General features: G+C 42.5%; 21 protein-coding genes. 3 read left to right on the forward strand and 18 right to left on the reverse strand.

Translation table 11 applies throughout. The features are described 5' to 3' along the window. Positions 1-50 precede the first annotated feature (50 nt). Both eno and HMPREF9194_RS01720 read left to right on the forward strand, forming a co-directional pair. Positions 51-1,346 carry a phosphopyruvate hydratase gene (gene eno / locus HMPREF9194_RS01715; RefSeq protein ID WP_016524637.1) on the forward strand — a complete coding sequence of 432 codons (1,296 nt, stop codon included), beginning with the start codon at positions 51-53 and terminating at the stop codon, positions 1,344-1,346. 201 nt (positions 1,347-1,547) lie between these two features. Next, on the forward strand, positions 1,548-1,976 hold the full coding sequence (locus tag HMPREF9194_RS01720; RefSeq protein ID WP_016524638.1) for a flavodoxin: 429 nt from the start codon (positions 1,548-1,550) through the stop codon (positions 1,974-1,976). Between the two features lie 162 nt (positions 1,977-2,138). Here HMPREF9194_RS01720 and HMPREF9194_RS01725 read toward each other — a convergent pair whose 3' ends face one another. The 3 genes from HMPREF9194_RS01725 to HMPREF9194_RS12465 are packed head-to-tail and all read right to left on the reverse strand — an operon-like array spanning position 2,139 to position 7,500. Then, on the reverse strand, positions 2,139-3,857 hold the full coding sequence (locus tag HMPREF9194_RS01725; RefSeq protein ID WP_016524639.1) for an ABC transporter ATP-binding protein: 1,719 nt from the start codon (positions 3,855-3,857) through the stop codon (positions 2,139-2,141). 53 nt (positions 3,858-3,910) lie between these two features. Then, entirely contained in the window at positions 3,911-5,980 is a 2,070-nt protein-coding gene (locus HMPREF9194_RS01730; RefSeq protein ID WP_016524640.1) for a flagellar assembly lytic transglycosylase, read from the reverse strand. A gap of 5 nt (positions 5,981-5,985) precedes the next feature. Next, on the reverse strand, positions 5,986-7,500 hold the full coding sequence (locus HMPREF9194_RS12465) for a LysM peptidoglycan-binding domain-containing protein (RefSeq protein WP_016524641.1): 1,515 nt from the start codon (positions 7,498-7,500) through the stop codon (positions 5,986-5,988). A 96-nt stretch (positions 7,501-7,596) separates the two neighbouring features. Here HMPREF9194_RS12465 and HMPREF9194_RS01740 point away from each other — a divergent pair, with 96 nt between their 5' ends. Further along, positions 7,597-8,934: a tetratricopeptide repeat protein gene (locus HMPREF9194_RS01740; RefSeq protein ID WP_040846456.1), complete on the forward strand. Its 1,338-nt coding sequence runs from the start codon at positions 7,597-7,599 to the stop codon at positions 8,932-8,934. 88 nt (positions 8,935-9,022) lie between these two features. Here the strand turns inward: HMPREF9194_RS01740 and HMPREF9194_RS01745 are convergent, their stop codons facing one another. The 15 genes from HMPREF9194_RS01745 to HMPREF9194_RS01815 form a co-directional block, all read right to left on the reverse strand. Beyond that, positions 9,023-9,406 carry a VOC family protein gene (locus tag HMPREF9194_RS01745; protein WP_016524643.1) on the reverse strand — a complete coding sequence of 128 codons (384 nt, stop codon included), beginning with the start codon at positions 9,404-9,406 and terminating at the stop codon, positions 9,023-9,025. Between the two features lie 260 nt (positions 9,407-9,666). Further along, positions 9,667-10,044: a type II toxin-antitoxin system VapC family toxin gene (locus HMPREF9194_RS01750; RefSeq protein ID WP_016524644.1), complete on the reverse strand. Its 378-nt coding sequence runs from the start codon at positions 10,042-10,044 to the stop codon at positions 9,667-9,669. Beyond that, complete coding sequence (locus HMPREF9194_RS01755) at positions 10,041-10,268, reverse strand: DUF2281 domain-containing protein (RefSeq protein WP_016524645.1); 228 nt, start codon at positions 10,266-10,268, stop codon at positions 10,041-10,043. The genes HMPREF9194_RS01750 and HMPREF9194_RS01755 overlap by 4 nt, the downstream gene beginning before the upstream one ends. Before the next feature lie 211 nt (positions 10,269-10,479). After that, positions 10,480-11,004, reverse strand: coding sequence for a DUF1697 domain-containing protein (locus HMPREF9194_RS01760; protein ID WP_016524646.1), 525 nt, complete (start codon positions 11,002-11,004; stop codon positions 10,480-10,482). A gap of 18 nt (positions 11,005-11,022) precedes the next feature. Further along, a complete protein-coding gene (locus HMPREF9194_RS01765) occupies positions 11,023-11,724 on the reverse strand; it encodes a hypothetical protein (RefSeq protein WP_016524647.1) in 702 nt (233 codons plus the stop codon). A gap of 103 nt (positions 11,725-11,827) precedes the next feature. After that, positions 11,828-12,631 (reverse strand): hypothetical protein, encoded by an 804-nt coding sequence (locus tag HMPREF9194_RS01770; RefSeq protein ID WP_016524648.1) that lies wholly within the window; start codon positions 12,629-12,631, stop codon positions 11,828-11,830. A gap of 102 nt (positions 12,632-12,733) precedes the next feature. Next, the gene (locus tag HMPREF9194_RS01775) at positions 12,734-13,072 is read right to left on the reverse strand and encodes a type II toxin-antitoxin system PemK/MazF family toxin (protein ID WP_016524649.1); all 339 of its coding nucleotides are present in this window, start codon (positions 13,070-13,072) and stop codon (positions 12,734-12,736) included. Continuing rightward, positions 13,066-13,299 (reverse strand): AbrB/MazE/SpoVT family DNA-binding domain-containing protein, encoded by a 234-nt coding sequence (locus tag HMPREF9194_RS01780; RefSeq protein ID WP_016524650.1) that lies wholly within the window; start codon positions 13,297-13,299, stop codon positions 13,066-13,068. Before HMPREF9194_RS01780 ends, HMPREF9194_RS01775 begins: the two co-directional genes overlap by 7 nt. A 366-nt stretch (positions 13,300-13,665) precedes the next feature. Further along, positions 13,666-14,313: a Vat family streptogramin A O-acetyltransferase gene (locus HMPREF9194_RS01785; RefSeq protein ID WP_016524651.1), complete on the reverse strand. Its 648-nt coding sequence runs from the start codon at positions 14,311-14,313 to the stop codon at positions 13,666-13,668. Positions 14,314-14,780: 467 nt separating this feature from the next. Continuing rightward, entirely contained in the window at positions 14,781-16,076 is a 1,296-nt protein-coding gene (locus HMPREF9194_RS01790) for a hypothetical protein (RefSeq protein WP_016524652.1), read from the reverse strand. 212 nt (positions 16,077-16,288) lie between these two features. Next, a complete protein-coding gene (locus HMPREF9194_RS01795; protein ID WP_016524653.1) occupies positions 16,289-17,146 on the reverse strand; it encodes a hypothetical protein in 858 nt (285 codons plus the stop codon). 241 nt (positions 17,147-17,387) lie between these two features. Further along, positions 17,388-18,158, reverse strand: a complete 771-nt coding sequence (locus HMPREF9194_RS01800; protein WP_016524654.1) for a 16S rRNA (guanine(527)-N(7))-methyltransferase RsmG — start codon at positions 18,156-18,158, stop codon at positions 17,388-17,390. After that, positions 18,155-19,033: a hypothetical protein gene (locus HMPREF9194_RS01805; RefSeq protein ID WP_016524655.1), complete on the reverse strand. Its 879-nt coding sequence runs from the start codon at positions 19,031-19,033 to the stop codon at positions 18,155-18,157. The genes HMPREF9194_RS01800 and HMPREF9194_RS01805 overlap by 4 nt, the downstream gene beginning before the upstream one ends. Next, a complete protein-coding gene (locus tag HMPREF9194_RS01810; protein WP_016524656.1) occupies positions 19,020-19,826 on the reverse strand; it encodes a hypothetical protein in 807 nt (268 codons plus the stop codon). The genes HMPREF9194_RS01805 and HMPREF9194_RS01810 overlap by 14 nt, the downstream gene beginning before the upstream one ends. Further along, positions 19,823-20,620 (reverse strand): RsmE family RNA methyltransferase, encoded by a 798-nt coding sequence (locus HMPREF9194_RS01815; RefSeq protein WP_016524657.1) that lies wholly within the window; start codon positions 20,618-20,620, stop codon positions 19,823-19,825. The genes HMPREF9194_RS01810 and HMPREF9194_RS01815 overlap by 4 nt, the downstream gene beginning before the upstream one ends. Between the last annotated feature and the right edge of the window lie 69 nt (positions 20,621-20,689).

Below are 20,689 nucleotides of genomic sequence, written 5' to 3' on the forward strand. Positions count from 1 at the left end.
GCCGAAAAAATCGTTCGGCGGCCGTGTTTATCTTATAGAGAGGTGATACTATGAATTATGCTGAAATCGTTTCAGTAACGGGACGCGAAATAATCGATTCTCGCGGAAATCCTACCGTAGAAGCGGAAGTGATGCTGGCCGACGGAACCATCGGCCGCGGAGCCGCTCCGTCCGGCGCATCGACGGGAACCTATGAAGCCGTCGAACTTCGCGATGACGACAAAAAACGCTTCGGCGGAAAGGGCGTTTCCAAAGCGGTCGAAAATATCAACGGCCCCATCAACGATATACTGATCGGCGCCGACGCTTTGGATACCTACGAAGTGGACCGTCTTATGATCGAAGCCGACGGAACGCCGAACAAGGCGAAATTCGGGGCAAACGCGATTCTTGCCGTATCGATTGCCGCCGCCAGAGCGGCCGCAATGTCTTTGGATATTCCCCTGTATAAATTTTTGGGCGGCTCCAACGCAAACGTTTTGCCGGTTCCCATGATGAACATTTTGAACGGCGGCGCCCACGCGGCAAACACCGTCGATTCTCAGGAATTTATGATTATGCCGGTCGGCGCGAAGACCTTTACCGAAGGCTTGCGCTGGTGCACGGAAGTATTCCATGCTTTGGCCGCGATTTTAAAGTCGAAGGGCTTGGCTACTTCGGTCGGCGATGAGGGCGGTTTTGCGCCGAACGTCTCGAGCGACGCCGAAGCCATCGAACTTATTTTGGAAGCGATAAAAAAAGCCGGCTACAAGCCCGGAAAAGATTTTGTGTTGGCTATGGATCCCGCGTCGAGCGAATGGAAGGGATCGAAAAAAGGCGAATACAAAATGCCCAAGAGCGGCAAAAAATTCACTTCCGCCGAACTGGTGCAGCATTGGAAAGACTTGGTCGAAAAATATCCCATTTGTTCAATCGAAGACGGTTTGGACGAAGAAGACTGGGAAGGCTGGGCACTTTTACGCAAAGAACTGGGCGATAAAATTCAGCTCGTCGGCGACGACTTGTTCGTTACAAACACGGAACGGCTTGCAAAAGGAATCAAGCTGGACTGCGCGAACTCCATCCTTATCAAGCTTAACCAAATCGGTTCGATAAGCGAAACGCTCGAAGCCATAAAGATGGCTCACAAGGCGGGCTTTACGGCCGTTGTGTCGCACCGCTCCGGCGAAACCGAAGATACGACGATTGCCGATTTGGCCGTCGCTTTGAATGCCGGACAAATTAAAACCGGTGCGCCGAACCGCAGCGAACGGGTTGCCAAATACAATCAGCTTATTCGCATCGAAGAAGGATTGGGAAAGGCTGCGCGCTATTTGGGCATGAACGCTTTCGGCAAAAAGAAATAAACACATGAGCGCCGTTTTTCGGTTTATCCTGAAAACGGCGCGATCCGGCGGCTTGGGAAATTACGGTTCCCGTAGCCGCCGCATGTACGGAAATGTCGGCGGGTAAAAAATCGATAAATTTTTTAAAACCGCTTGACATTATTGATAAAGTTAGTTATATTTAACTTGATTAGTTAAGGATAATATTTTATAGGAGTTTATATGAAAGCTGCCGTGATTTATGCCAGTACAACCGGTAATACCGAAGAGATGGCAAAACTCATTTGCGAAGGTCTTAAAGCGGGCGGTGCCGATGTCACCATGATGAAAGCCGGATCCGCTTCCGCCGGCGATATCGGCGCTTACGATTTGCTCGTTTTGGGCAGTCCCGCGATGGGCGCCGAAGTTCTTGAAGAAGACGAAATGGAACCCTTTTTCTCTTCTATCGAAGGCTCGTTGTCCGGAAAGAAGGTCGCTTTGTTCGGTTCATACGACTGGGGTGACGGCGAATGGATGCGCACATGGGAAGACCGCGTGCGTGCGGCCGGCGGCAAATTGTTTAAAAATGCCGGTTTGATCGTTCATCTTACACCGGAAGGCGACGACATTGCAAAATGCAGCGCTTTCGGTAAAGAAGCCGCTTCTTTTTAATCGGAGCGCACAATGCCGATGAATGCTCCCGGTATTTATCGGCGCTTACTGTAGGCCATAATGTTCCTCCGTATCGTTGATACGAGGGTGTGTGTTTTCTATTATGTAAAAATATTTGAGTCTCCATGCGGCGCTGCTCTCGTCCGGCAGCGCCGTTTCTTTTTACCCCAATAAATCTTTTTGCGCGTTGTAAAGCGATGCATACAGACCGTTGCGGGCTAAAAGGCTGCGGTGGGTACCCTGTTCGCAAATACCTTCGTCGCTTACGACGGCGATACGGTCGGCGTTGCGGATGGTGGACAGGCGGTGCGCTATGATAAGCGTTGTGCGCCCCTTTGCGAGTTGTTCAAAGGATTTTTGGATTTTTATTTCGGTTGCGGTATCCAAGGCGGAAGTCGCTTCGTCAAGTATGAGAATAGGCGGATTTTTTAAAAAAATGCGTGCAATGGCTATGCGCTGCTTTTGTCCGCCTGACAAACGTATGCCGCGCTCGCCGACAAGCGTATCGTATCCTTTATCGGTTTTTATAATATCGTCGTGGATTTCGGCACGGCGGGCGGCTTCGATAATTTCGTCGTCGGTTGCGCTGGTTTTGCCGTAAGCGATGTTTTCTTTTATGGTTCCGGCAAACAAAAAAACGTCCTGCTGTACCAAGCCGATTTGCCGGCGCAGACTTTCGACGCGGATGTCCGTTATGTCGCGGCCGTCAAGCGTTATGCGCCCGCTGTTTAATTCATAAAAACGCGGCAGCAAACTGCAAAGCGTCGTTTTGCCGCTGCCGGAAGGGCCGACAAAGGCTACCGTTTGTCCGGCTTTAATCGACAGGTTTACTTTGTCCAAAACGGTGGTGCCGTTGTTGTAGGCAAACCCGATGTTTTCGTATTCGATGTCGCCCTTTGCGGAATCGATACGGACTGCGTTCGGCTTGTCCTTGATTTCTTCGGATGTGCGCATGATTTCGGTGAATCGTTTGAAGCCTGCCATGCCGGTTACGTATTGTTCGACGAAGGCGGTAAGGCGGCGTATCGGCTGTAAAAAAGCGGCGGAAAAAAGAGTTGCCGTTATCAAGTCCGTTAAATTCATTTTTGCTTGCATAATTAAATAGCCGCCGACCGCGATGATAATCACATTCAATATGGACGTAAAAAAATCCAAACGGCAATGGAAAAAAGCCATGGCGCGGTAAAATCCGCGTTTTGCCGCGTAATAGCACCGGTTGTTTTTTTCAAAGCGCGCCTTTTCGTATTCTTCGTTTGTAAATATTTGGGTAACCCGTATGCCGGAAATGCTTGATTCCGTAGCCGTATTGATTTCGGCGATTCTCTCTTTGACGTTTTTTGAGGCGGCCATGAGGTTTTTTCGCGAAAGGGCGGTGTGCAGGATAACGAGCGGTAAAAAAAACGCCAATATGGCGACGAGTTCCCACCGGATTGTCAGCATAAGTATGAGCGAGCCGCTGAGTGTTAAAAAGGCGATAAAAAGGTCTTCGGGGCCGTGATGGGCGAGTTCCGTTATTTCGAATAAATCGTTTGTTATGCGGGACATCAGTTGGCCCGTTCTGGTGCCGTCGAAAAAAGAGAAGGATTGGCTTTCGATGTGGGCAAATATGTCGCGTCGCATGTCGGTTTCGACGCGCGCTCCGAAAAGGTGGCCGAAGTAGGTTACAAAATACTGCGCGCCCGTACGCACCGCGTATAAGGCGACCATGCAGGCGATAAAAATATAAAAGGAGCGAAAGTCGGACGTTCCCAAAAAGTTGTTTATGCTGTAGCGGGTGAGCATGGGAAAAGACAAGTCGGCTGCCGCGATAAAGGCCGCGCACAGTAAATCCGCGAAAAAAAGTTTTCGGTGCGGTTTAAAATACGATAAAAAATAACGCATAAACCCATTGTAACGCTTATGCGGAAAAAAGTACACAAAGATATAAGAAGGATTCAGCGCATAATTTCGCGCACTATATCGTGGGTTGTTTTGCCGTAATACAGACACGCGTATAGCGATGCGGCCGTGAGTATTTTGCGGCCGTATTCGCGCGTTTCGGTGTAGGGAAGAACTTCCAAAAGCAAATCTTTGCTCAGCTCCGGATATGCGGCATTCCAGCGGCGTACTTTAGTGATGCCCGCGTTGTACGAAAAGAGGGCGAGCAGATTGGAATCGTTCAGGCGGCCGATTAATTCTTTCAAATAAAAGATTCCGAATTCGATGTTTGTGCCCGGATCCGCGATATCGTAGCTGCGGATTTTGAGTTTGCGCGCAATGTCGGATGCGGTACTTTGCATAAGCTGCGTTAAGCCGACGGCTCCCGCATTTGAACGAATGTCTTTATCGAAAAAGCTTTCGCTGCGGATAAGCGCATAGGCAAGGTATTCGGGAAGTGCATAACGCATGCACAGGTTTTCAACCGTGTCGTTGTAAAAACGCGGGTACAGCATTTGAAGCTGCGTGTTCTTTATGGGAACATCGCTTTGGCCGAATGTCCATACGGCGGTTCTGAGTGCTTGCGGGTACAGTTTTTTTTCTATGAGCGCGGCGTTCAGCTGTGATGCCGCTTCCGAACCGATATGATCTTTAAATCGTAAAAAAAGCGGGTAAAGCTTATCGTCGCAGCCGTTTTCAGCACATTCTTTTAAAAGCCGTTCGGCTTGCGCGTTCGGCCAAACGCTTTGCTTTTTTTTACGCTGCAAAAGCGAGCGCTCTATGTCTGCAAAGGGAATGTCCAAACGTTCGGCGGCCAAAAGCCGGTAGTATAGGCTTCCTTCGGTGTTTTTATAGGAAATCTCGTATGCGCTTTTATAGTCGGCGTCGGGAATTGTTGACGCAAGCAAGCCCGTTTCGGCAAGGCGGCCGGCGACAAAGGCGTATTTTGAGCAGGCATCGGCCGACATGTACTGCGACAAATTTCGGTACACTTCGTAATAGCCTTTCCAATTGCGTGCCGCAAGAAGTTCGTAAGACAAAAGTTCGAGCGTATCGTCAAAAAAGGAAGGATCGCGCCATTGCGGGGCATATTTTTGCAGGATGCCGATTGCCGTCCGCGCGGAATTTTTCAAAGCCGCATCGGCATAGTTCCACAAAATTCTGTCGAACAATTGCGCGTCGGTTACCGTTTGCAGCAGCAGTTCGAATTGCTCAAAGGCGCGCGCCCGGTAAGATTCTCCGCTTCGGGCATAGAGGCGGGCGGCGCACAAGAGGCAGAAAAGCGCCCGTTTATCCCCTTCGTCAAAGAGGCGTGCGGCATCTTGCATTTGTGCGGCATAGTCCGCGCGCTCGGCCGCATCGCGGCTTCCGTACAGGACTGCGGCACATACCTCCGATACGGCATTTTCGCTTCGGCCGCAAAAATCGAAAAAGCGCGATACGGTGTTTTTCGATTCGTCCGTACGTTCCGCTCTCTCTGCGTTTTGTGCCCGGTCTTTTAAAATGTCGAGTGCGCGCGCATAGTTTTTGGCGTACAGGGTGTTTTTAAACGCGATAAGGTTTTGGAGCCTATCCGACATATCGGAAAAAAACGGGATAAGATGTTCGTCTGCCGAAAAACGTGCATGTTCGGTGCCGAAGGGTTCGGAAGCGAGCCACTGTGAAAGTTCTTCTTCCGCGTGCGGGTTTCCGCTGCGGATTAAGGCTGCGATGCGCCAGCGCCGCAACAGATTTTTGTTTTCGATTTGTGCAATAAAATCGATTTCGGTATTTTTTCCCGCGGCGTTTTGCGGCGCTGGGGAAGACCGTTGCGGCGCGATGTTTTGCGGTTCCGTAAGGGAGATGATTTCATTGAAAGAAAGCTGTTCATACAGCAAGGGTAAAAGTTCTTCTTTGCTCAACAGCGCGCACAGGCTGCCGTCGGTTTTTAAACTTTCACGGAAACAACGCAGGGCTTGTCCGTTGTTTTTGCCGAGGGCCTGTAATCCTTCAACATATAAGGAAGGTGAAGAATCATGTTTGCGCGCCGCACACGACACAAGGGAACAAACTAATAAGAGCGGAAAAAAGAATTTCGTGCGCGGCATACTCGTTATCGGGGCGGAATGTTGATATAGGTTCCCGCGATAATCAAATCGGGATTTTTTATCTTGTTTTCGCGCGCGATAATCGGATACAGCCACGGATTCCGATAGTACGTATCCGAAAGGTCCCAGAGCGTATCGCCCCATTTTATAAGATAACGAACCGTTTGCGGTTTTGCTTCGGGAGCGGGTTCGGTTTTTTCGGGGATGACTTCCTGCTTTTCCACCTTTTCCTGTTCCACAATAACGATTGTGTTTTCTTCGGGAGCGGGAGGAACGGCGTCTTTCGGCTGCTCCTTTTGATCGGGCGGCTCAACCGTAACGATATTCGCATCGGCGTTTTGCGTGCCGCCGCGATTTTTCCACGGAAGACGTAAAAAGATGCCGATGACGGCGAGGATGCACAAAAGTGCGCAGATAATGCAGATGAGCATCGGAATGCGGCACTTTTTTTTGCCGGCGTTTTCGTCTATGTCGTCGGGTAAATTCAAATCGTACAAGGGCGGATTCTCCTTTGCTGCGGATGGTGATTTTACAAAATCGTTTTCTTTATCTTCAGCCGAGTCAAAGTTCAAGTCGCTGTCTTCCAAATTGAAGTCGCCGAAATCGGCAAAATTGTCTTCGGATTCGGCGGTTTGTTCGGCAGACGTCTCCGGTACACTTCCAATATCGGTCGGTTTTTCTTCCGTCTGCCGTTCTTTCGACTCGTCAGTCGATACATCGAATTCATCGGCGTCGAAGTCGGGCATGTCGAACGAAAAATCGTCGGTTTTGCCGGCGGCCATTTCCGTGTCGCCCGGCATTGTGCTGTCGGCTGCGTCATCGCCGAGTGCTTCGGATCCTTCGGTACTTTCGGTTTCTTCGGAAAAATCGGGGATTTCCGGCATCGCGGCCGCTGCGGATTTTTCGCCGTCGGAATCGTCAAAGTTCAAATCGCTGTCTTCCAAATCGAAGTCGCCGAAGTCGGCAAAATCGTCTTTTGATTCGGTACTTTTTTCAACAGGCGTATCCGGTGCATCTTTAAGATCGACCGGTTCATCTTTCACCGGCTTTTCTTTCGGCTCATCGGCAGTCGGAACTGCGAATTCGTCCGTGTCGAAATCGGGCATTGCCGTGTGTACATCTTCGGCAAAAACCGGTTCGGCATCGGTTACCGTAAAATCGCTTTGAGTTTGCAGCTGCGATTCGGGCATATTTACCAATGAAACGCGGATGTCGGAGCTGTTGCCGGTTTCGGAGTCGACAACCTTTGCCGTAAGCACATTGTTTTCATCGAGGTTGATGTTGAGATTCATCGTCGGTTCCCGTTTGGGATGCGGAACGAGATGTTCTATGAGCAGAGTGTCGACGTAAGCGGGCTCGTCGATGCTGCCCGGTTCTTTTTTATACAAATGGATTCGGGCTGTCGTTTGTCCGTCGCGTACGGTCGTCAGTTCGATTGTTTTATTATCCGGCTTTCCGTCCTGCAAAATGGGGTAAAACGATCCGTCCGCCTGTTTTATTCCGATAATTTCGTTACTCATAAAAACCTCACTTAATCGTAGTATGCTTGAACAATCTTGTCAATGGCTAAATTTCTTTTCTTGACATTATGTTTAATCGAAGGCATAATGTCCTTTATGGATTCATTATTTCCTATATTAATTGGAATTGGAGCCGCATGCGCCGTAGTTGCTTTGATTCTTATTTTTGCCTCGTCCAAAAACGGGCAGCAAAAAAAACAAAAACCGAAAAGCCGCGGTTCCATTATACGAGCGGCTGAAAAAAGGCTTGCACAGGATCCGCGCGATCCGGCAGCGCTCCTTCCTTTGAGCGAGTTGTACTATAAAGAACAACAATGGGAAAAAGCGTTCCCGCTGCTTGTGACGCTTGCCGAACTCGTACCGATGTATCCCGAAATAGATATGTTCCAAACCGCTTTGCGCTACGGAATTTGTTCCGTAAAGCTCGGAAAACTTTCCGATGCGCTCAAGGCGCTTTCGGTTGCGCGCCGCGAAAAGCCCGACAGTTTTGAAACGAACTTTTATTTGGGGCAGGCTTTTTATCTTAATAAAGATTACGATAAGGCGATTCCGTGCTTTAAAAAAGCGTTATCGCAGGGAAGTGAAATTCCCGAAGTGTTTGAATATTTGGGACTGTCGTTGTACCGCGGCCGCTTGTTCCGCGAAGCGCTGCCGTATTTGAAGCGCGCTTTGGAAGTAAAGCCCGAAAGCCGCGAGATTTTGTTTTCGTTGGCCGATTCGATGTATGCGTGCAGTATGGGCGATAAAGCGCTGAAGGTTTTTATGCATTTGCGCCCCGATCCCGAATACGGTGCGAAAGCCTGCCTTTTGGCCGGCAGCATTCATTCGTTCGGCAATCAAAACGCGCAGGCTATTCAGGATTACGAAATCGGCCTCAAGCATGAAGACGCTCCGCTCGATGTGCTCACGCAAATCCGTTATAACCTGGCACAGATTTATCTGCAGGAAAACGACATGGTGAAAGCGCTGGCCCTGCTTCAAACCATTCAAATGACCGTTCCCGGCTATAAAGATGTGCGCGCTCTGATCACGCGATATCAGGAATTAAGCCAAAACAATACGCTCAAAACATACTTGATGGCAACGAACAGCGACTTTGTCGCGCTGTGCCGCAAAATCGTTTCGGTGTTTTATTCGAAGGCGACGGTTCGAATTCTTGCGGTGGACGCCAAGCCCGACGTTGCCGAAATCCAAACCGAAATCGATACGATAAAATGGGAAGATTCCGTTGTATTCCGTTTTTACCGCAACACCGGATCCACAGGCGAATTGTTTATTCGCGATTTTCACGGACGTATCCGCGATTTAAAAGCCGGGCGCGGCATTTGCGTAACGGCCGGCACCTATTCGGAAGATGCGAAGAAATACGTCGAAGGCCGCCCCATAGATTTGGTGGACAAGGCGCAACTGCTGAAAATATTCAATAAGCTTTAAAGACGTTGAATTTTGCACGCGGAGATATTGCAGCGTGCAGCGGGGGGACCCGCTGTCGGCTACGAATCTATGTTCCGGCAAAATGACATCAAACAGTAATTTCTATTTGATTATCTTCTATTCCAAGTATACAACTTTCGTAATATCCGTCTCCGGTAGTTCTCGGACCGCTGATTACTTTGAATCCGTCATTACTTAATCTTTCCGTAAGAGTATCTACGTTTTCTTTACTTCCTACACTGAATGCAATATGAACAAATCCCGTTCTTGTAAGATTCTTTTCATCATCAATTATTTCCGGTTTATTCATTAATTCAAGACGAGTTCCGTCTTCAAATGTAATGAAGTAGGAGCGGAAATTTGTTGTTTTATTATGGTAGCCGTTATTTGATTTTCCGTTGAAATATTTTAAAAAGAAATCTTTGCATTTTTCCAAATTATTTACATATAACGCAACATGTTCTATTTTCATAATTACTCCCGGGACTATTTCGATTACCTAAAGCACTTATAGACATTTGTAGATTACCGTATCATCTTTTGTAGAAAAATGAAAGTAAATGAGTAGAAATATCCAACCGTAATTATAAATATTTCTATTTCATTATTTTTCTTTAACGAAACTATTTATATTTTTTTAGGCTACGGCTCTAATATTCTAACTCTTTCAACATCCTTTATTTTAGTTATATTCAACACGGAAATAACTGCGTTCATTTGTTTTATTCTGTTTTACCAAACGGTTTTTACATCATACAACGGAATCTTTGTGTCTTTTGTAACAATCGTTAAATTATTTTCTTGTGCCATTGTAATGAGAAGCCTATCAAATGGGTCGCTGTGAATATCAGGCAGGTTTTTTATTAATTCTAAAGATTGACCGGAAACTAAAAGTTCTGCAAATTCTTCTTCCCTGCAGGCATCTATAATATCTTGGATTGAATTTTTATATTGAAGAAGATTACGGGCCTGTTTTATCGCAATTTCCCATAATGAAACTTTACTGTAGTAGCAAAATTCATTATTGATTATTTCTTTAGCCGTTCTAGATAGATTTTCACTATCAAACAAATACCAAAGAAGTGCATGAGTATCTAAAAAATATTTCACATATACTCCTTAAAATCTTCCAATGGTTCGTCAAACGCCGGTGACATATAGAAATTCCGTTGCTTTAAAATATCCGGGCGACGATTAGGAAATCTTTTTACAGATTCTTCATGTTGTTTTTTATAGAGTATTTTATATTGTAAAAATTCCAAATAATTATACACTTCATCCATGTATTCATCCGGAATTGTCTTCAATTTTTCCTGAACAGCAGTTAACGGCATACATAACCTCCCATAAAAGTCGTGCTATTTATACGGCTTTTATTTTACACTCCTTACCATTTTCAATATAGCACAGATTGTTAAGTTTTTCCATAATTGATTGAATATAATTAAGAACGTGCGGGATTAAACCGCTCTCTATACTTGAATTTTTTTGAAACAGCGTTATTAACGATAAGTGGCGCAGTGCGGATGTTAGGTAATTTTTTTATCAGCACGTTGCAAGATACCGAGCCGTATTAACATTTCGTATTGTCATATCTTTATATACTTTATGCGATATTATTTTATTCAAACGGCTTTTATTATAATCTTCCCGTCGAACATTCCAAATTAACGCACCCTTAACATATATTAAGTGTATATATTCTTTTTTTATCGGTAATTCATTTATTATGTTTTCAGTATCTATTGATTCAAATAAATACGCTACATCGGTTTTTTGATTATCATTATTTCGCCAATCACCGGGGATGCTGTTTGCTATTTTCACCATCTCACTTTTTGTCTTTACCAATACTTTTACTTCATTCCCGGTCGTTATATGTAATGCTTTTTCAATATTCTCCGTGATACTGTTTTTCTTATCATGTGATTTAAAAATCACATTCCCGGAATTGATGTATGTTGAAACGTTTGAAAAACCGCATTGCTCAAACAATGTTTTCAATTCTTTCATATTGATTTTTACCGAGGTTCCGACATTGATACCCCTGAGCAATGCTATATAATCCATAATAATCCTTATTCCGCCCTAAAGTTTACATTTTATTTCAATTTCGATAACGGTTTTGAATTCCTCTTCTTGTCTTCCTTCTATGTTTAGATTGCCTTCAATATAAAATTTATATTTCTGCTTTCCTACTTTTTTAACTTCATAGATTTGTATCCAACCGGCATAAATCTTTTTATCTGCTAATTCTTTTATACAATCAATTGTTTTTATTTCAGTCCCATCAGAATAATGGTAAAATACAATCTTTTTCATCATAGAGTCTGGGTTAATTAAAATGTTGCCTTCGACATCTTCAAATGGATAGTATGAGCTTACTACTCTGACAATAGAAAGATCTTCGTAGCTCCTGTATTCAAATCTTATTCCTCCTCCGGAAGTGCCCCAAACTTTAATCAAGTAATTCTTTGTCCATTTTACATCATTACATGCCCATCCAGGCTCACATTCAGCTATTATTTTCTTTGTTTCCAGATTATATAATGTCATAAGGAAGGCTTTAGCCTTATCAGGTCTATGATAAACAAGCATTTTTTTATTGTCAGGAGAAATGTAGAAATCTTGAATTAGTTCCCAGTTCTTAAAATTTGTAATCTGATTATTGTTTTCGTCATATATTTGCTTATTATATAGCTTCCCATCGATTCTAAATTTTATTTTTTGCGCAAAAACCGATAAAGATATGACAATCAATGCTGAAAATACCAAAAATACTTTTTTCATTTTCCTCCTAAAAAGCAAGCCGATAGGCTGTCGCCATAACATGCGCTTAACCTGCAAACGGGCTCGACCCGTTTGTCAGTGTTGAAACGGGGGTTATGTGAGTTTATTTTTTTATATATTGATATTCAACTTTTTTATTATTTCTATAGGCATATAGAATTCCTTTTTCTTCATCAATTCGAATTTTACCGATTCTAATTTGTTTTTTTGAAGGCATATTTCCATACTGATAAATGCAAAGTAAACCGTTTTCTATACCCCAATATTCAATTGGACCGGTAATAAAAGAATCCTTTTTGCCATAAGTACAAGTTACTGTTTGCATTCCATCATCCGCCTTATGAAATACAAAAGTTTCTATTTTCGTATCGGATATAAGCTCAAAACGATGATTGATAATTTCTTCTTCACTCCAATGGAATAATAAATCACTGCTTGTATAAATTTCAATCCAGTTGGTAATTTTCTTTATAATTTCATTTCTGTTATCTTCGGATACATGAATATAATGCCAGAAATCTGCTGCACTATGTACTTCTCTTTTTATATTTTTATACATTACATTTTTAAAGTAATCATCAGACATTTTATACATATCGAGAAGCATACAAATAGCAACATCACCCTCCGTCATAGGACAAACCAAATTGGGAATGCAATATTTCGTTTCTTTTGTAGATTTTGCCTTTTCAAGTAGCAAAGTTGTGTTACTATGATTTTCTATTATCTTTCGATAAGTCTTATCCAAGGCTTCGATAGAATTTACATTGGCTGTTTTTAATACAATATATTTCTCATTAAGTTTTTTATGCACAAAACTTTCAAATAAATCATTTGCAGATCTCTTTTTACAAGAAAGAAGACTAATGGAAGATATAAAAAGGAATAGCACTATTTTTACTTTCATTAATTTTTTCCTCTGTTGTCCACAGGGTAATCCACATAACTTCCGCTTAACCTGCATTTGCGGCTTGACCGTGTTGTCAGCGTTTAAGTGGGTGTTAGGTGATTACTCAATCAACAACTTTATATTATCTACAACAGCATTTATCTCTTCTTCTGTTGTTTTTTCTATAAAATCACAACTTCTTTTTTTATAATCAAGGTTCTTTACTTGGTCGCTAAGAATACAGCCATTTATCGAATGATTATCCAATACAATTTCAAAAGGATAGCCTTTTATATGGCTCGTAATAGGACAAAATAAAGCAAGTCCGACTTTTTGATTGTATCTTTTTTGTGAAATGCAAATTGCAGGACGACGACCTTTCTGCTCATATCTTGCTTGCGGATTAAAATCAAGCCAAACTAAATCGCCTCTATCGGGAACATAATTTGAATTCACCATTCTTCGTTACCTACTGAATAATCTGTCGAGATTTCCGAATGAACATTTTCAGAAGTAACCATTGCCAGCATATCATCAAGAGTTTTTTTCTGAGGAAGAATTACTATTTTTCCTTTTTCTGCGAGTACTTCTATTTTGCTTCCATTCTTTACATTATTATCTTTTGCCCAAAGAGAGGGTATTCTAAATCCGAGACTATTACCCCATTTCTGAACTACAACCTGCATAATAAACCTCCATTATTTTTTAGCATATACATTGTATAGCCTTTTTGTCAAGGATTTTTTTCAAAAAAGCGGGTTTGCTCCACTGCCTAAATCATTCATAATCATCACAAGTAATCTAAGTCAATTCAATATATTGTTCAGAAGGGATATGCTCCATTTATCACTGTAATCTTTGCTTTAGCCATTAGAAATCCTGTACTTTGGCAACTACATAAGATAAATAGACTTATTAACCGGGAATATATTTCTTCATTTTTACCTCATAAAACATTCAATACATCTAAATACCCGCGCCGTGAGGCGTCCACATAACATCCGCTTAACCTGCTTTGTGGCTCGTCCGCAATGTCAGCGTTGAAGCGGGGGTTAGGTGATTTTCATATCACTAATTTCTCGTAATTTACTTACATCATTTGAGGTAAGTATCTCGAGATTTGTCGTTATTTTTTCTATTGGCCAATCCCACCATTTTATACTTTCTAAAAGATCAATAATTTCATTATCAAATCTTTTTCGTATTAATTTTGCAGGATTTCCTCCAACGATTGAATATGGTTCTACATCTTTTATTACAACAGAATTTGATGCAATTATTGAACCATTGCCTATCTTTATTCCGGGCATTATTAAAGAATTATAACCAATCCACACATCATTCTGAATTACCGTATCCCCTTTAATTGGTAATTCTTCCATTTCCGGTGTTACTTTTTCCCATCCATTTCTAAATATTGAAAATGGATATGTTGTGAAACAATTCATTTTATGATTTGCACCATTCATTATGAACTTAACATCTCGGGCAATGGCACAAAACTTTCCAATAATTAATTTGTCTCCAATGAATGGATAATGATACAGAACATTATTTTCAAAGTTTTCCGAATTTACCGGATCATCGTAATACGAATAATCACCAACGATTATATTTGGATTAGTAATTATATTCTTAATAAAACATACTTGATCAAACCCCTTCATGGGGTGTATTTCATTGGGTTGAGGACCGTACATATAAAACTCCTATAATTATTATGGTGAAGATAATTTATATAAATCTTATATGTTCATTTCCGGCCTTTTCTCCTCTCGATTATTACAGATATATATTTACCGCATTTATCTTTATGTGTAAATAATCTTCTTTCTTGCCCGCCGAAGGCGTGCACCTAACATTCGCTTGACCTGCATTTGTGGCTTTGCCGACGCAAAGCGTAAGGCAAAGTTGGCGCGAAAGTTGCACCAAAAGGGAGCCGTAGGCGACCGTCAAGCAACTTTCGTGACAAAACAAATGTCAGGTTGAAGCGAGTGTTAGACTTTTGAGAATCAATAACTATTTTTCTAGGAATAGTTGTCTGCTTCCTTTTTATTTTGTAATAAGCATGAATAATACTATGAATATCTGTTCATATTTGATTTTTATCTTTAAATCAAAAATTTTGTGAGTTCTCTAATTATTGTCTTATAAGTTACTTATAATTTTAAATTTTTTCAAAATACTCAGTAATTAGTTCTTCAAATTCAAAATATGTATATAATATGTGTATCAAAAAATCAGTATCCTTATCTTTTAATAATGGTATACGGGAATTATCTATTTTGAATATTTTGTTTCTTTTCTTTATAGTTCCTTTTTGCTTTACATCATCCAACCTAGCGATATACTCATCTATAGAATAATATATCAGCTCATAATCTATGTGCTTTATAAAACAGCAATTCTCATTTTGAAAAAATACAAGATGGACCATCCTTGTAAAAACAATACTATCATCATGATAATACCGTTCTTTATTTGGCAACTCTTCAAAAATAATTTCATTATTTTCCTTTTTGACCCACAGCGTATCAAATTCCGTAGAATATAACTTTGACACAATATTTTCATTTAAATTAGATAATTCGATTTTCTTTCCAAATTCAAGTTCTTCCATAGAATAAGCACCATCTTCTTGATTTTCGCCTACTGAAAAGTAATTTGGTCTAAATGAAAAGTCAACAATTTCTTTGGTAGCAATACTGTTTTTTATTAATTTTAAAGACTCTAAATTCATATTTTTAGGATATATCAATGAATTAATTCGTTTATCATATATTCTAGGTGGATTAAGCTCCTTTATTGTCATATATTTCGGATTGAATGTTAACAAATTCCATTGGGAATACATTTTGTCGTTTTCAAATAAAGATATACCGTTATTTGAATAAATATTTTCTAGTTTATTGGGAGAAATGTAATCAAGTTCAGGCTCTTTTTCCAATTTGTAGAGTCTATATAAGTTCTCAAAAATTCTATAATACGCATAGATATCAGCATCCTCATCACAGTATCCATTATTTTTTATTTTTTCAAAATAATTAGTATAGTATGTAATTATTTCAGTAGCAGTATTAATTTTTTTAAGTTCGTTGAATATATCGATTCCCTCTTGATAAGGTTTAATTAATATGCCTAATCTTAAGTTATTATCTTTAAATTCAGATAAATTACTTTTGTAGTTTTCTTTCGTTTCTTTTATTTTTCGATTATTTTCATATATGCACTCATCTAAATATTTAAAAAAAGAATTTTTAATATCTTTCTCATATTCGGTCGTGTTTTCTCTAATATTAGGAATAATTTCCTGAATAAGAATGCTGTTTTTATCTGAAAAAAGCTTATATGAAAAACCAGGCAATTCACATGAACTAAAATCACCAGCTTCAATCCTATCTATATATTTTCTTTCTTCTATAAAGTATTTATGAAAGTATTCCATTAGCTTTTTATTTAACATTCAATCTACCTTCTGCTTCTATATATTCAATATACATATCTTTTAGTACTTGCTTTATATTGCCATATATATTTTAACCCAAAAAGTCTAACAACTGGTTGTACTGCAGCGGGCTTGACTCGCTGTCGGCTACGAACCTTTGTTATACGATTTATCTTTCTTACAGATAAATTTTTTATTATCTGAATAAATACTTTTATCACAAAAAAGAATTATTCTTTTTTCAAAACACCTTTACCTACAGCATTTTGAACTAAAACTTTTACATATTCTGGATTATCAGGATCTGTGACTTCCTTTATATATCCGCCGAAAACCCAGAAATATTGGTCAGTACCTTCATCACTGCGATCATACATTGCAATTCTGTACCAAGGAGCAGTAATTCCATCTATCGTATCTTTTTGAACAGTAACTGCATCGTAGTAAACGACTAAGCCCGCAAGAAGTAATGGTAAATATCCATTATCTTGAACAATATAATCTGAATATGGTGTAAATGAATTTCCCAATGGATGTCTTGAAACGGATGGTGGTGCAGGACAAAAATATGTACTGTAGTTAAACTTACCAGTTTCAGCATTGAGATTTGGAGCATTTCTTATTTTCAAATTTTCCTTTGCTATAATATTTGACTTACTTTTATCATACTTTATCACTTTTATCCCATTCAGGAAGCATTCGCTTCCTACCGATGTCGGATTCTTAAAATCACGAAGAATGAGCTTTTCGTTTTTATAAATACCTGTACAATAAAAATCTCTATAATTTTCATCATAAACAAAAGTACTGCTGTTTCCTTTTGGAAAAATTAAATTGTTCAATCGTTCTATATCAAAAACTTTCGTTCCGTTATTTTTTAATGTAAGGACACCTTTTTCTAATGTGTACGGATAATTTCCCCAAAGGTGACCGCCAAAAGGAGAGTAAAATGTATATGTTTTTTCATCTATGAATTCGATAAATAAATCTTCTTCGCCAACTTGTAAATCAACATTAATTCCTTTATTTTGTGCAAATACTAAAATATTTAAGAATAAAACAACAATTACTAATAAATGTCTTTTCATAAATTTCTCCAATTTTTTTTAACTTTCGCTACTAGCCCAGTGGGCTGTGCGTATAACATCCTTTCAATCCTTCTTCATTATACCATAAAAATCAATAATTCTCAGCCTAAAATGCTGAAAAAAGAAAAATCACATCTGTCTATAGGGCTTAAGTCGTCGGAGTTCGAACGCGGAGTTATTGCAGGCGCAACTGCTGAAAATATTTAATAAGTTATAGCAATGTTGGAGTTTGAACGCAGAGTTATTGCAGCGACGGGATTATCAATAAGTGGCGTTCGCGGTCTTCCAAAAAGGGAACGTGCAGCGGGACGATTTCAATGCCGTGCGCACTGCCGCAGTTTAGGACGGACAATGCGTTTGCCGCTTCTTCTTCGATTTTGGAGCGCTTCGCTTTATAAGCGGCCAAAACGCCGCCGTCTTTTAATGTCCGGAGCAGCACCTTAAGCATTTTTTTGTCCAAGGGACGGAATGCCCTAAAAACGGCAATATCGAAGCTGTTCGGTTCGATCCGTTCGGCTTCGACGTTTTGTACGCGGACGTTTTTTAAGCCGAGGATTGCCGCGCAGTTTTCCAAAAAGGCGCAGCGCTTGCTCATCCGTTCGGCGAGGACAAAATGCGTATCGGGCATAGTAATTGCGAGGGGAATGCCGGGTAAGCCGCCTCCGCTTCCGATATCGGCAATCACAAAATGGCCGCCGGCTGGATCATTTGTCTTATTTGCGGGATTTATGTCGGGAGGCGCATTCGTATCGGTGGCGCCGCGGCTTTTTAAAATACGCTCTTTTAATTTAAGCAATTCGCTGCGCGCCGAAAGGCTGTCCAAAACGTGGCGCACGATAATGTCGTCTTCGGTTTTTGCCGCCGTTAAATCGTAGGCCGAATTGAACAGCTGCAGTTCTTTCACATATGCGAGCAATTTTTTGCCGTATTGTGCGGCTTCACTGCCCGAAATGCCGAGTTCAATTAAACCGGCATGGAGTTTGCCCTCGTTTCCGTTTGATGCGCGGCTCATCGGGTCTTCCTTTGCGGTTCGAAATCGATGTCGAGCAGTAAATCGATCGTACCGTTCGGCGTTTGCGTGCGCATCGTTACCAAATTGCCGGTTTTTGCGGCGGTGAGTACGGGGCATTTTTCAAGACTTTTGAGTACGGACTGCGGATTTTCCGTGTGCTGATTTACGCTGACCGCCACGTTGAACATACCGTCCGCACGCGATTTAAAAAGCATGTAAAAGGTTTCGCCGAAGGTGCCGCCGCCCGTGCGGTAGGTGCGGTCGCCGGTCAGCAAAAAACTGCCGTCGGCTTCCGGCTTTGAAATAAAAACGGCGGTACAGCCGGCTAAAATATTGTACGAACCCGATATAAAACGAAGGATTTTTCCGCCGTTTGCCGCCTCGTGCGGCGAGGATGGCGCGGCCGATTTTTGTTCAACCGTTTTTTGAAGGGTGTCGAGCTTTTCCAATACCGCCTGCAAAAGAGCGGCGGTTTCACCCTGTGATGCGGAAAGAGAGGCCGCATTCGCCGCGGCAGTATTGCCGCCGAGCGCATTGAGCGAAAGCGGGTTTCCCGAACCGAAAAGGTTTGAAAGCATGCTTATGTCCGCGGCGCTCAGGGAAGGGGAGACGAGCTTGCCGCTTGCGGCTGCCGCGGAAGAGTTTTGCGCCTTTTTTTGTTCGTTCGATTGAGGCTGTTTTTGAGCCGTACCCGCACCCGCATTGAAAGTCGGCGCGCTGAGCGCAGGTGCGCTCAACGTCGGAGCGCTCACCGAAGGAACGTTTACCGTCGGAACTTCGGGCGGTGTGGGCGCCTGCACCGATTGGGCAAAGCATACCGCACCGAAACAGAGCTGGGCGCATACAGCGACTGCGCGGCTGTCAAAGTTTTGCAAGGCTTTCCTCCACGGCTTCCAAACGGTCGCTGAGCGTTTTAATCGTTTTTTCAAGGCGCAGCTTTTCCCGTTCGAGGTTTGTTTTTATGTCGACGGTTTCGGCCTTTTTTTTCATAAAGGCGCGCACCGAATCGGGACTGTTTCCCTGTTCGAGCCGCTCTTGGGCTTGTGCACGCTTTTCTTTTGAACGTATCGCCGAAAGCATTTTCATGTTTTCAAAACCGACGGCCGGATTCAAATCGGCCGAAGAAACCTGCACAATGCTATGCGCGGCTTGACGCGGGATTTTCAAATAGCGGTCTATGTAATCTTCGTAGCGTATGTTTGCGGCGGTGCACAATTCATGCGCTTTCAGCAAAAGTCTGCCGAATTCCTGCATAAGCACGCCGTTTTTTTCAAGGTAATCTTTTTTAATGCGTTCGGTCAGTTCGGCCAATTCCGGCGAGTTTTCAAGTCCGATGCTGTACAGGCCTTTTTTTTCGGCGATTTCCAAAAGCGAATGGAATTTCGCCCAAAAAGCGTTGCCGTGCGCTTTCGCGTATTTACGCGGTTTTAATCCGCCGTTTTGCGCGGCTTCCGCTTCATACAACAAATGGTGTGTGTATTCGTGGATCGCGGTATAGATGAGCTGATTGTCCGTATTGAAATTCTTATTGTGCAAAATAATTTCGCGCGTTTCGCACTTGTACAAACCGTTTACCTTTTTGCTCGATTTTCCGCTGAAAATCACTTCGAAATCCAAATCGCTGTTTTCGAGCGAAAGCAAAAGTTCTTTGATTTGATCGCGATTCATAATACCCCCAGCGCGTTTAAAATGATTGCGGCTGCCGTTGTTGCCGCCGTTTCCGTCCGCAAAACGCGTTCTCCCATGCCGCAGAGCGTAAAACCCGCTTGCTTAAAAAGGGAACGCTCGTTGTCGGTCCATCCGCGCTCGCTTCCGATTGCGGCCCTGATGCGGAACGGATATTCTTCAAAAAGGCCTTTAGCGGCTGCGGCAGCAAGCTCGCGTCGTATGTACGAACTTAAAGGCTCCTCGGGTGTTACGTTATCCAAGGCCGCGTTGATGTACTTGTACGCGCTATGCCGCGCGGCTTCCGGCAAATTCCGTTCTTCGCCGTGCAGCGCGCCGAGACAGCTTTTTACCGACGGAAAAAGTTCGAGCTTCGGAATGTGCGTGCTCTTTGCCTGCATGCTGCCTTCTTTTAAAGCTTCGTATGCGGAGCCCCGTTCGACAATCTTCGATTCCATATATGATTTTTCGCCCGTTTCGGTTCCGCAAAGCAAAATACGCGATACGCCCAAACCTGCCGCGTCGCGAAAAAGCCTTTTAAGCTGAATGGGGCGCACAAAGCCGACAATCAAATCGAGCGGGTAGGGCTTTTTGCCGTCCGAAAGCGGTGTAAATTCAAAACGCACACCCGTTTCGTCCGAGCGGATAATGCGCGCCGTTCCGGCTTTTCCGTTTTCAATGCCGGCTTCAAAGGTGTCGCCTTCTTTTTTTTTGAGTACGGTGCGAATGTGGCGTGCGCGGGCATCACCGGCCGGGAAAAAACAGCCGTCGCTTTCCGAAAACAGTACGATGTTCATAAACGCATTGAGTATACTCCGTGCGCTTTTATTGCGCAAGTCTATGCACGCGGGGGCACTTGTGTTATA

It is taken from the genome of Treponema maltophilum ATCC 51939, from assembly GCF_000413055.1.
Lineage (GTDB): Bacteria > Spirochaetota > Spirochaetia > Treponematales > Treponemataceae > Treponema_C > Treponema_C maltophilum.